Source organism: Amycolatopsis sp. QT-25 (genome assembly GCF_029369745.1).
In the GTDB taxonomy this organism is placed as follows: Bacteria; Actinomycetota; Actinomycetes; order Mycobacteriales; family Pseudonocardiaceae; genus Amycolatopsis.
In genome coordinates this window covers 3,133,015-3,144,558 of the sequence record NZ_CP120210.1, presented here as the reverse complement: position 1 = coordinate 3,144,558, position 11,544 = coordinate 3,133,015, and the positions used below count along the sequence as shown (strand labels likewise).

At 70.6% G+C, this 11,544-nt stretch carries 11 protein-coding genes; 8 read left to right on the top strand and 3 right to left on the bottom strand.

The window, feature by feature from the left end; genetic code table 11:
• Position 1: 1 nt before the first annotated feature.
• The 8 genes from P3102_RS14785 (at position 2) to P3102_RS14750 (ending at position 8,371) form a co-directional block, all read left to right on the top strand.
• Positions 2–961, top strand: coding sequence for an NAD-dependent epimerase/dehydratase family protein (locus P3102_RS14785; protein ID WP_276369775.1), 960 nt, complete (start codon positions 2–4; stop codon positions 959–961).
• 316 nt (positions 962–1,277) lie between these two features.
• The gene (locus P3102_RS14780) at positions 1,278–2,900 is read left to right on the top strand and encodes a carbamoyltransferase C-terminal domain-containing protein (protein WP_276369774.1); all 1,623 of its coding nucleotides are present in this window, start codon (positions 1,278–1,280) and stop codon (positions 2,898–2,900) included.
• A gap of 17 nt (positions 2,901–2,917) precedes the next feature.
• Positions 2,918–3,481, top strand: coding sequence for an SIS domain-containing protein (locus tag P3102_RS14775; RefSeq protein WP_276369772.1), 564 nt, complete (start codon positions 2,918–2,920; stop codon positions 3,479–3,481).
• Positions 3,478–4,836: a PfkB family carbohydrate kinase gene (locus P3102_RS14770; RefSeq protein WP_276369770.1), complete on the top strand. Its 1,359-nt coding sequence runs from the start codon at positions 3,478–3,480 to the stop codon at positions 4,834–4,836. The genes P3102_RS14775 and P3102_RS14770 overlap by 4 nt, the downstream gene beginning before the upstream one ends.
• Positions 4,836–5,522, top strand: coding sequence for an SDR family oxidoreductase (locus P3102_RS14765; RefSeq protein ID WP_276371178.1), 687 nt, complete (start codon positions 4,836–4,838; stop codon positions 5,520–5,522). Before P3102_RS14770 ends, P3102_RS14765 begins: the two co-directional genes overlap by 1 nt.
• On the top strand, positions 5,513–6,460 hold the full coding sequence (locus P3102_RS14760) for a glycosyltransferase family 9 protein (RefSeq protein WP_276371176.1): 948 nt from the start codon (positions 5,513–5,515) through the stop codon (positions 6,458–6,460). The genes P3102_RS14765 and P3102_RS14760 overlap by 10 nt, the downstream gene beginning before the upstream one ends.
• Positions 6,453–7,763, top strand: coding sequence for a UDP-glucose/GDP-mannose dehydrogenase family protein (locus tag P3102_RS14755; RefSeq protein WP_276369768.1), 1,311 nt, complete (start codon positions 6,453–6,455; stop codon positions 7,761–7,763). Before P3102_RS14760 ends, P3102_RS14755 begins: the two co-directional genes overlap by 8 nt.
• Entirely contained in the window at positions 7,760–8,371 is a 612-nt protein-coding gene (locus P3102_RS14750) for an NAD(P)H-dependent oxidoreductase (RefSeq protein ID WP_276369767.1), read from the top strand. Before P3102_RS14755 ends, P3102_RS14750 begins: the two co-directional genes overlap by 4 nt.
• Positions 8,372–8,934: 563 nt before the next feature.
• Here P3102_RS14750 and P3102_RS14745 read toward each other — a convergent pair.
• The 3 genes from P3102_RS14745 to P3102_RS14735 are packed head-to-tail and all read right to left on the bottom strand — an operon-like array spanning position 8,935 to position 11,530.
• The gene (locus tag P3102_RS14745) at positions 8,935–9,672 is read right to left on the bottom strand and encodes a metallophosphoesterase (protein WP_276369765.1); all 738 of its coding nucleotides are present in this window, start codon (positions 9,670–9,672) and stop codon (positions 8,935–8,937) included.
• Positions 9,669–10,478 carry a hypothetical protein gene (locus tag P3102_RS14740; RefSeq protein ID WP_276369764.1) on the bottom strand — a complete coding sequence of 270 codons (810 nt, stop codon included), beginning with the start codon at positions 10,476–10,478 and terminating at the stop codon, positions 9,669–9,671. Before P3102_RS14740 ends, P3102_RS14745 begins: the two co-directional genes overlap by 4 nt.
• Positions 10,475–11,530 carry an NAD-dependent epimerase/dehydratase family protein gene (locus P3102_RS14735; protein WP_276369762.1) on the bottom strand — a complete coding sequence of 352 codons (1,056 nt, stop codon included), beginning with the start codon at positions 11,528–11,530 and terminating at the stop codon, positions 10,475–10,477. The genes P3102_RS14740 and P3102_RS14735 overlap by 4 nt, the downstream gene beginning before the upstream one ends.
• Positions 11,531–11,544: the final 14 nt, after the last annotated feature.

Below are 11,544 nucleotides of genomic sequence, written 5' to 3'. Positions count from 1 at the left end.
CATGAACAGAGCGCTGGTGACCGGAGGTGCGGGTTTCGTCGGCTCGCATCTGTGCGAACGACTGCTGGAGGCGGGCACGGAGGTCGTCGCGGCCGACAACTTCGCCACCGCCGGCCCGGCCAACGTTGCGCCCCTCCTCGACCGCCCGGGATTCCGCCTCCTGTCCCGTGACGTCACCGTGCCGATGAACGCGCCGGGCCCCTTCGACGCCGTCTTCCACCTGGCGTCGGCCGCCTCGCCCCGTGACTACTTCCGTCTCCCGCTCGAGACGCTGCGCGCGGGTTCGTACGGCACCGAACAGGCGCTGGACATCGCCGAACGCGACGGTGCCCGGTTCGTCCTCGCGTCGACGAGCGAGGTCTACGGCGATCCTCGGGAGCACCCGCAGCGCGAGGAATACTGGGGACATGTGAACCCGATCGGCCCGCGCAGCGTCTACGACGAGGCCAAGCGGTACGCCGAAGCGCTCACCTTCGCGATGCGCCGGGAACGGGACGTGAACACCGGCATCGCGCGGATCTTCAACACCTACGGCCCGCGCATGCGCCCGGACGACGGCCGCATGATCCCGACGTTCATCGGCCAGGCGCTGGCGGGTGAACCGCTCACCGTGACCGGCACCGGCAGCCAGACCCGCTCGCTCTGCTACGTCGACGACACCGTCCGCGGTCTGATCGCGCTGGCCGGCTCCGACGTGCCCGGCCCGGTGAACCTCGGTAATCCGCACGAGCTCACCGTGCTGCGGATCGCGGAAGAGGTCTTGGCCGTCACCGGCAGCTCGTCCCGGATCGAGTACGTCGAGGCCGCCGTCGACGACCCGGCCCGCCGCTGCCCGGACATCTCCCGTGCCCGCCGTGAACTCGGCTGGGCTCCGGAGGTCCCGATGGCCGAAGGCCTCCCGCGCACGATCGCGTGGTTCTCGCGGCAGCGGTCCGGACGGTACCCGGCCGCCGGTTTCTGAACCCGCGATTCACCTGCGTCCGGCCGCAAGACGCGTGCCCGAAGCCGGATCACGCGTGTCTCCGGCCGGAAGACACGGCGCGGCCCGGTTCCCGTCGTGTTACGCCGCCCATCACGCGAGTCACGTCCCCGATCACGCGAGTTCCGTCTCCGGACACGCGAATGCCGCCGAGGCGCCGGATCCCCGGAGAGACGCTTCGCTGAGTAGCGACGTCCTGGGCTTTCCCGTCGTGTCGTTTATCCACGACTGCACCGGGTAGCGCTATGGGAGTAAGCGCGGGTCACGGCCCGCACCCCCCGACCGGAGAGGTGGCCCGGTGCGCATACTCGGTGTCAACGCCGTCTTCCACGACCCGGCCGCGGCCCTGGTCGTCGACGGCGAAATCGTGGCGGCGGCGGAGGAAGAACGGTTCAGCCGGCGTAAACACGGCAAACGGCCGGTGCCGTTCTCCGCTTGGGAGCAGCCCGCCGAGGCGGCCGCGTGGTGCCTGGCCGAGGCCGGGATCACCGCCCGGGACCTCGACGCGGTCGGGTATTCCTACGACCCGGCGCTCGTCGAGCCGGGGCTGGCGGGGCACGACGGGAAGAACGAGGATCTCCGCACCGATTTCGCCCGCCGCGCTCCCGCGCTCCTGAAAGCGGCCTTGCCCGGGCTCGATCCCGAGATCGTCCGGTTCGTCCGGCACCACGTCGCCCACGCCGCCTCGGCCGCGCTCGCCGCACCCTTCGGGGACTGCGCGGTGCTGGTCGCCGACGGCCGCGGGGAGAGCACGTCCTACCTGGCGGGCGAGTACCGCGACGGGAAGTTCGAGGAATTCGCCCAGCAACGGCTCCCCCATTCACTCGGGCTGATGTACGAAGATCTGACCGAACATCTCGGTTTCGCCCGGTCGAGCGACGAGTACAAGGTCATGGCGCTGGCGTCGTACGGGAAGCCGCGGTTCCTCGACCAGATCGCCGAAAGCGTGCACACCCACGGGACGGGGTTCCGCACCGACGAGATCGACTGGGCGTCGTTCGCGCCCGCGGTCGAGCCGGGGCAGGAACCGGGACGGGTCCACGCCGATTTGACCGCGAGCGTGCAGCGATGCCTGGAGGACGTGCTGCTCGAACTGGCGGCCGGGCTCCACGAGCACACCGGGCACACCGACCTGGCGATGGCGGGCGGCATCGCGCTCAACTGCGTCGCCAACACCCGGCTCCACGCCGAGGGTCCGTTCGACCGGATCTGGGTCCAGCCCGCCGCCGGTGACGCCGGCACCGCGCTGGGCGCGGCTCTGCAACTCGCTGCCGACTTCGGTGAGCGCGGTGCCCCGATGACCGGCGCCGACCTCAGCCGCGGCTGGACCGACGAGCAGATCGAAAGCACGCTCCGGACCGCGAACGTACGTCACGAGCGGCCGGACGACGTCGCCGAAGCCGTCGCCGAAGCGCTGGCGGAGAACAAGATCGTGGCCTGGTTCCAGGGCCGGTCGGAGTTCGGCCCGCGCGCGCTCGGCCACCGATCGCTGCTGGCGCATCCCGGGCACGAGGCCAACCTGGAGCGGCTGAACGACGTCAAGGGGCGCGAACAGTTCCGCCCGGTCGCCCCGATGGTGCTCGCCGAACGCGCGGGCGAGATGTTCTCCCGCGGCCCGCTTCCCAGTCCGTACATGCTCTTCGTGCACGACGTCGCGCCGGAGTGGCGGGACCGCATCCCGGCCGTCACCCACGTCGACGGCACCGCCCGCGTGCAGACGGTCGAGGCGGGCGAGGCACCGCTCGTCGCCCGCATGCTCGGCGCGTTCGAACGCCGCACCGGACTGCCCACCGTGGTCAACACCAGCCTCAACACCGCGGGGAGGCCGATGGTCGACTCCCCGCGGGACGCGCTGGAGTGCTTCGGCTCGGCCCCCATCGACCTGCTCGCCATCGGACCTTTCGTGGTCCGCCGCCCTTGACCTTTTGGAGGTGTGTCGTGATCGAAGAACACTTCACAGCGTTGAGCGAGGCAGCCGGGAAGTCCGTTTCCTGGGCGCCGAAGATCCGTGACTGGGGAGACCATCTGGCCACCATGCTGTCCTCCGGCGGACGGCTGCTCGCTTGCGGCAACGGCGGCAGCGCCGCCGAAGCGCAGCACCTCACCGGAGAACTGGTGGGCCGGTTCCGCAACGACCGGCGGCCGTTCTCGGCGATCGCCCTGCACGCGGACACCTCCGCCGTGACGGCCATCGTCAACGACTACGGCGAGCACGAGGTGTTCGCCCGGCAGGTGCGCGCGCACGGCCGTCCGGGCGACATCCTCGTCTGCCTTTCGACCAGCGGGGGAAGCCAGAACGTGGTCGCGGCCGCGAAGGCCGCCCACGAACTCGGCATCACCACCTGGGCGATCACCGGCCCCTCCCCCAACCCGCTCGCCGCGTTGTGTGCCGACGCGATCCCGGTGGAGGCACCGTCGACGGCCACCGTGCAGGAGGTCCACCTCGCGCTGGTGCATGCCCTGTGCACGGCGCTGGACGACGCGCTCGGGGTGCCGACGTGAGGCCGCTGGTCGTTCTGGGCGACGCCCTGCTGGACGTCGACGTCGACGGCACCTCGGACCGGCTCTGCCCGGACGCGCCGGTCCCCGTGGTCGATCTCGCCCGCGAATGGCGGCGGCCGGGCGGCGCCGGGCTGGCCGCGTTGCTCGCCGCCCGGTCCACCGCCGAGGTGATCCTCGTCGCCCCGCTGGGCGGCGATCCGGCGGGCCGGACCCTGGCCGGGCTGCTGGAACGTGAACTCCGGGTGGTGCCGATGCCCTTGTGCGGCACCACGGTCACCAAGACGCGGGTGCGCGCGGGTGGGCAATCGCTGGTGCGGCTCGACAGCGGCGACGGCAGAGCGGAACTCTCTGCGCTCACGTCGGAGGTCCGCGAGACGCTGCGTTCGGCGGGCGCGATCCTCGTCGCCGACTACGGCCGGGGGGTGACCGGTCATCCGGAGATCCGTGCGCTGCTCGCCGAACTGGCGGCCACCGTCCCGATCGTCTGGGATCCGCACCCGCGCGGAACGGAGCCCGTGGCGGGGGTCCGGGTGGCCACCCCGAATCTCGCCGAAGCCGAACAGTTCACCGAATCCCGCGCCGACGCCGAAGACCTGGCGAAGCAGGTGCACGCGCTCTGGAAGGCCGACGCGGTCAGCGTCACCACCGGTTCGCGCGGCGCGGTCCTGACCGAGGGCGGGGCGTGCACGACGTTCCGGCCCCCGTCGGGCATCGTCGCCAAGGACACCTGCGGCGCGGGTGATCGCTTCGCCTCCGCGGTCGCCGCCGCGCTACTCGACGGGGCGTCCACCGCCGACGCGGTGGCCACCGGGGTCGAGACGGCGGCCCGGTTCGTGGCGACCGGCGGTGCCGCCACCTTGTCCACGGTGGACAACGCACCGGTGCCGGACAGCGGCCACCACGGTGTTTCCGCGTTCGACGTGGCGGCACGGGTCCGCGCGCGAGGCGGCAGGCTGGTCGCCACCGGTGGCTGTTTCGACCTGCTGCACCCCGGTCACGCCAGCCTGCTCCGGCAGGCACGTGCCCTGGGTGACGCACTGGTCGTCTGTCTCAATTCCGACGCGTCGGTGCGCGGCCTGAAGGGACCGGGCCGGCCGATCGTGACCGCCCGCGACCGCGCCAGGCTGCTCACCGAACTGACCTCCGTCGACGCCGTCGTGGTGTTCGACGAACCCGATCCCGCCGCCGTGCTGGACCGCCTGCGCCCCGACGTCTGGGTCAAGGGCGGCGACTACGCGGACACGGAACTTCCCGAAAGCGCCGTGGTGCGCAGGCACGGCGGCGAGATCGTCCTGATCCCGACCATCCGCGGTTATTCCACCTCTCGGCTGGTGGCCGCGGCGGAAGGAGCATGATGCGTCCTCTCGGCAACATTCTGATCACCGGCGGCGCCTCCGGACTCGGCGCCGCGACCGTCGAGGCCGTCCGCGAGGCGGGCGGCACCCCCCTGGTCATCGACCGCGCCGAACCGGCAGGCGACGTCGCCTTCGTCCGGGCCGATCTGGCCGATTCCGCCGAGGCCGCGAGCGCCGTGGACGAGCTCGCCGAACGAGCGGGTGGTATCGACGGCGTCTTCACCGCGGCGGGGACGGACGCGTGCGGCGCGCTCGACGAAGTGTCCACAGAGGACTGGGAGCGGGTGGTCCGGGTCAATCTGTTCGGCACCGCCGCGGTCGTCCGCGCGGCCCTGCCCCACCTGCGGCTCAGCCACGGCACGGTGGTGACCTGCGCGTCGACACTCGGGCTGCGCGTGGCCGGGGACGCGAGCGCCTACTGCGCCTCGAAATTCGGTGTCGTCGGTTTCACCAGGGCACTCGCCATGGAACTCGCGGGCCGCGTCGGGGTGACGCTGCTCGTCCCCGGCGGCATGCACACGGCGTTCTTCGACGACCGGGCCGAGCAGTACAAGCCGCCGCCGGACGCGAAGCTCAACCAGCCCGAGCACGTCGCGGCGTCGGTGGTGTTCGCCCTCTCCCAGCCGCCCGGCTGTGAGGTCCGCGAACTCGTGGTGTGCGCTTCGGAAGAAGGGTCCTGGCCGTGACCGGCGGCATTCTCGTGCTGCGCGCCCTCGGCCTGGGGGACCTGCTCACCACGGTTCCCGCGCTGCGGGCGTTGCGGCGGGCCTTCGACGGCGAGCGACTGGTGCTCGCCACCCGCGAAAACCTGCGCGACATCGTCGAATTGATCGACGCGGTGGACGAACTGCTCCCGATTGCCGGACTCGGTGACCTGTCCTGGCCCGGCGAGCCGCCGCGGCTGGCGGTGAACCTGCACGGCCGCGGCCCGGAGAGCATCCACGATCTGCTCGCCCAGGACCCGCTCGAACTGATCACTCACCGGCATCCGGACGTCCCCGGCGTCGAAGGTCCGGACTGGCCTGCCGAGGTACACGAGGTCGACCGCTGGTGCCGCCTGCTCGAGGCTGCCCGCATCCCGGCCGACCGCACCGACCTCGCGCTGCCGCCGCCGCCCGGCCCCAGCCCGGCGACGGACGCGGTGGTGATCCATCCCGGTGCCGCGTCCGGCGCCCGGCGCTGGCCGCCGGACCGGTACGCGCGGGTGGCGCGCGCCCTCGCCGGACGGCATCGGGTGGTCGTCACGGGCAATGCGGCGGAAGTGCCGATCGCCCGCGAAGTCGCCGAGGCGGCGGGCCTGCCCGACGAGGCGATGCTCGCCGGTGACGCCGGTCTCGCCGAACTGGCCGCGACGGTGGCGGAGGCGCGGCTGGTGATCTGCGGTGACACCGGGGTCGGGCATCTCGCCACCGCCTACGGCACACCGTCCGTCCTGCTGTTCGGCCCGACCCCGCCGCGGCTTTGGGGACCGCCTCCCGAAGCCCGGCAGCACACGGTCCTCTGGGTGGGCGACGTCGGCGACCCGCACGGTGACGACCCCGATCCGGGACTGCTGCTGTTACACGAGGAACGCGTCCTCACGGCGGCCGAAGACCTGCTTCGGACGGGGGTTTCCCGTGACTGAGCGGGTGGGCGTGATCGGTGCCGGCTACGTCGGGCTCACGAGCGCCGCGTGCTTCACCCATCTCGGGCATCAAGTGGTCTGCGTCGACAACGACCAGTCCAAAGTGGACGAGCTGGACCGGGGCGAGGTCACCATTGCCGAGCCGGGGCTCACGGAACTCGTCCAAGACGGGCTGGGCTGTGGACGGCTCCGGTTCACCACCGACACACGGGAGCTGTCCGGCGTGGACGTCGTGCTGCTCTGCCTGCCCACCCCGAAAGGGAAGGACGGCGACGCCGACGTCCGGGTGCTGGAGGAGGTCGTGACCACTCTGCCCGGCCTGCTGGCTCCCGGCTGCGTCGTCGTCACCAAGTCCACCGTCCCGGTCGGCACCGGGACCCGGCTCGCGGAGTTGCTCGGGCGGCCGGATCTGCCCGTGGTGAGCAATCCCGAGTTCCTCCGGGAGGGTCACGCCGTCGAAGACTTCCTGAAGCCCGACCGGATCGTGATCGGCTCGGTGCCGGAGAGCCGGGCGGCGGCCGAACGGGTGGCGGACTTGTACGGGGAGACGAACGCGCCGGTGTGGTTCACCGATCCGGCGAGCGCCGAACTCGCGAAGTACGCCAGCAACGCCTTCCTGGCACTGAAAGTGTCCTATGTGAACATTCTCGCGGAACTCTGCGAGCACTACGGCGCCGACATCCGCGACGTCGGACGGCTCATGGGACTCGACTCCCGGATCGGTCCCGCCTTCCTCGTCCCCGGCCCCGGCTGGGGCGGCTCGTGCCTGCCCAAGGACACCGCCGCGCTGCTGCGGACCGCCGAACACGCGGGCGTCGACTTCGGCATCCTTCGTGACGCCATGAAGGCCAACGCGCGCCAGAGAGCGGCCGTGGTGCGGAAGATCCGCCGCGCGATCACGGGTGTTTCGGACGGTTCGCTCTCGGGCATCCGGATCGGGTTGCTCGGGCTGGCGTTCAAGGCGGGGACCGGGGACCTGCGGGATTCGCCCGCACTCGCCGTCGCCCACGAACTCGCCAGGAGCGGCGCGGTGCTGACCGCGTACGACCCCGGAGTCGAAACCGTGGACCAGGACACCGTGCAGGTCGTCGACGACCCGTACCTGGTGGCGAAGGACGCGGCGGCGCTGGTCGTGCTCACCGAGTGGCCCGAGTTCCGCGAGCTCGATTGGGAGCGGCTCGCCGCTGCCACCGAACGCGCCGTCGTCGTCGACGCCAGGAACCTCCTGGACCCGGCGACCCTGGCCGAAGCGGGCTTCACCCATACGGGGCTCGGAACCGACCCGAACAGGAGAACAGGATGACCCAGCCGTTGAAGGCCCTCGCACTGGTGTGCTCGCTCAAGCCGTCGCCCGCGCCGTCGAGCAGCGCACTGATCGCCCAGCAGCTTCTCGACAAGCTGGCCGAACACGGTGCCACCGGTGAACTCGTGCGCGTGGTCGACCACGACGTCAAACCGGGCGTGGAGGCCGACATGGGCGACGGCGACGCCTGGCCGGAGATCCGCCGCAAGATCGAGGCCGCCGACATTTTGCTGATCTCCACGCCGACCTGGGTCGGCCACATGTCCAGTGTGGCCCAGCGGGTGCTGGAACGGCTCGACGCCGCACTGTCCGAAACGGACGACGAGGGCAGGCCCGCGATGTTCGGCAAGGTCGGGGTCACCGCCGTCGTCGGCAACGAGGACGGCGCGCACAAGATCACCGCCGATCTGTTCCAGGCCCTCAACGACGTCGGCTTCACCGTGCCCGCCCAGGGCGGGACGTACTGGAACGGCGAGGCGATGAAGGGCGGCGACTACAACGACCTCGACGAGACACCGGAGGCGGTCGAATCGACCAACGCGACCCTGGCGCGCAACGCCGCCCACCTGGCGAACCTGTTGCGGGAGAGCCAGTACCCGGCCTCCTGACCGCAGGTCCGAGCCGGGGCACACGGTTTATCGAAGGGTGGGGCAAACGTGTCGTGTCGCGAGCCCTGCCGCACCGGTTGTCTCCATGACCCCCTGGAAGGGTTCGCGGGACGCGAGCCGGACACCGGCCGATCCCGGCCTCCACTGTCCACAAGGGACATCAAGCTTCCTCGTGCGCTCGCTTTGAGGCTTCGCCTGGGGTCGTAAGTGGTAATGATCGCCTCGACGACACTTACCACCCACGACACCTGTACCCGCTAGGCCGCCGCCATAGTTCGTACATGAAGGCCCCCTTCCTTGCGCCTGGCGTAAGGAAGGGGGCCTTCATGTATCCCACGGTCACCCCAGGCGCACCGGCGCAGCCGACGAAAACCCGTCGCCGCCGAGCACGACCCCGGCACCGGCTACGCAAGGTGCTCAATTCGGGCCGTCGCCAGTTCGACGGCGGCCTCGGCGTCCCGGTCAAGGAAGACCCGTCGGCCGGCGGCAGTTCTTCCCACACCATGCCGCACATACTCGACAGGCGATCGCCGAGGCCGCTCACTTGACCGTGGAACGCTCTCTCACGCCGGTACCTTCGCGGGTTCGAGCACGTACGTCGCATACGCGGCGCGAATCACCGGTTGAGCGACGTTGCGCACCGGGACCCCGCCGGGGCTGACCCCCTGTTCGCTGCCGTAGTGCGCGTGCCCGTGCACCGCGAGCGCCACCTGGGCGTCGTCGATCGGCTCGCACAGCAGATACGAACCCAGGAACGGGTGGATCTCCGGCGGTTCGCCGTGCAGTGTGCCGGGGATCGGCGAGTAGTGCGTCAACGCGACGATCACGTCGGGTCGCTCTTGTTCGAGCCCTTCCAGCGCGGTGCGCAGCCGGTTGGCGGCCGCCATGGTGTGTTCGACGAAGTCCTTCATCTCGCGCTCGCCGAACCGGCTCGCGCATTTGCCCGCGAACCCGCCGCCGAAACCCTTCACCCCGGCGATACCGAGCTTCCCGCCTTCCAGCTCCACCGTGGTGGCCGAGCCTTCGAGGACAGTGATCCCGCTTTCCTCCAGCAATCCGCTGACCGTCTCGGCCGCGTCCGAGTGGTAGTCGTGGTTGCCCAGTACCGACACCACGGGAACGTCGAGCCCGGCGAACTCGTCGGCCACCACCCTGGCTTCCTCGATGCTGCCGTGCCGGGTCAGGTCACCCGCCAGCAGGAGCACGTCGGCGTGTTCGGCGATGTTGTCCAGTGCCGGCCGCAGCAGGCCTCGGTTGTCCTCCCCGAGGTGGACGTCCCCGACCGCGGCGACCCGGATCACCGGATCTCCTCGGCACGCGCCGGCTCGCGGACGTCGGCCAGCCGGACGTCGTTGTGCACCAGTTCGGCCGCGATGTGTTCGCAGACGACCGCCTCGATGTCGGCCTTGCGGTTGGCGCATGCCACCTCGCCACCGAGCCGGACCTGGTCGCCGCGCACGGTGACGTGCACGCCGAGTTCGGCGGTCCTCGGGTCTTCGGCCAGCGCCTTGCTCAGCCTGGCGACCAGGTACTGGGGTGCTTCCGCGGGCATCGGGAGCTCCTTTCCGTCGATGATGGACAGTGCCGCGAGCAGGGTCAGGAACGACCACGCGTACGGGGATCCGGCGGTCTCCTCCGCCACCCGGTGCCAGTCGACCTGCTCGCGGAGGTCGCGGGCGATCCGCAGCAGCGGCCCGAAATCGCACCGGTGCGGACTGAGGACGAGCACCTTGTCGACGAGCAGATCGGTCCCGTTGAGCACGGGCGCGGCGGTCGGCCCGACCCGCATCAGCGAAGCGCGGTCGAGCATCTCGTCGGTGACCGGGCGATGGTTGGGCTGGAAGATCAGGTCGACGAGGCAGTCCCCGTCGTAGACCTTGGTGAGCCAGTCCTCGGGCGGACGCACCCGTCTCAGCCCCGCGGCTTCGAGGGCTTCCGTCGCTTCGGGGATGTCCTCCTGCTTGAGGAAGAGGTCGACGTCGTGGTCGGACGGCGGCCCGCCGCGGGCGTACACGGCGAGACCGCCCGCGACGGCGAACCGCACCGACGTCTTGTCCAAAATGGACACTACCTTGGTCAGCGTGTGCAGCAGTTCCTTTTCGTTCATGGCCGCTCCCCCACTCCGGTGGCCAGTTCGTGGCCTCTTCCGACGTCAGCTTTCAGCGGTTCGGTCGGGAATCCCTCACCTTCCCGCAGTCCCTCGAGGAAAGCCGCGATCGCGTCCTCGGAGGAGTATCGCGGCGTCCAGCCCAGTTCTTCCCTGGCACGTGTGCAGTCCATCACCGGAAGGTGCAGGACGGCGTCGAAAAGCCCTGGCGTGGCCGGGATCAGATGCAGTGACCAGGCCGCGGCGAGCGCGCGCCGGACGAAGACCGCCGGGACCTTCACCGGCTTGGCGCCGAAGATCCGCGCGAGCGCACGGGTGTCCAGCACCGGATCGGCTGCGATGTTGAAGGCGCCTTTGACGTCCTGGAGCGCACAGCGCCGGTACGCGTCGGCCACGTCGTCGGTGTGCGCGGTCTGAATCCTCAGCTGCGGGATGTCCGGGAGCACCGGGATCAACGACGGCCGCACGAGCTTGCCCGGCACCAACGGCCCACCGAAGAGACGGCGCTGTTCGGGTGCGGCGGCCTTCTGGAAGAGGAATCCCGGTCGAAGCCGCACCACCCGCAGCCGCGGATGGCTCCGATCGAATGCCTCCAGAACCCTTTCCACATAAGCCTTTTCACGGGTGTACGCCGCGTTCGGCGAACCGTGGGTCGGCCAGTCCTCGGCCACCGGGTGGTCGTCGTCCCTCGGCGAATACGCCCCGATGGACGACGCGTACACCAGCGCCGGCACCCGCATCGCCTGGACGGCTTCGAAGACCCGGATCGAGCCGAGCACGTTGGAGCGCCAGGTGATCTCGGGCCGGTGCGTGGGCTGGAAGAGCCAGGCCAGGTGGATCACCACGTCGGCCCCGTCGAACACGGCGCGCAGGTCGTCACGCGCGACGTCGGCGGTGACGAACTCGGTTTTCGGGCTCTCCCAGCGACTGGGGCGCCTCGCCACGCCGACGATCGATCCGACTTCGGGATCCGAGCCCAGTGCGCGTACCACCGCCGTCCCGACGTTACCGGTGGCGCCGGTGACCACGATCCGCTTACCACTGCTGGTCATGGGTACGGTTACCC

Coding starts and splice junctions, on each gene's coding strand:
- P3102_RS14785 (WP_276369775.1), top strand. CDS start 2: ATGAACAGAGCGCTGGTGACCGGAGGTGCGGGTTTCGTCGGCTCGCAT.
- P3102_RS14765 (WP_276371178.1), top strand. CDS start 4,836: ATGCGTCCTCTCGGCAACATTCTGATCACCGGCGGCGCCTCCGGACTC.
- P3102_RS14750 (WP_276369767.1), top strand. CDS start 7,760: ATGACCCAGCCGTTGAAGGCCCTCGCACTGGTGTGCTCGCTCAAGCCG.
- P3102_RS14740 (WP_276369764.1), bottom strand. CDS start 10,478: ATGAACGAAAAGGAACTGCTGCACACGCTGACCAAGGTAGTGTCCATT.
- P3102_RS14735 (WP_276369762.1), bottom strand. CDS start 11,530: ATGACCAGCAGTGGTAAGCGGATCGTGGTCACCGGCGCCACCGGTAAC.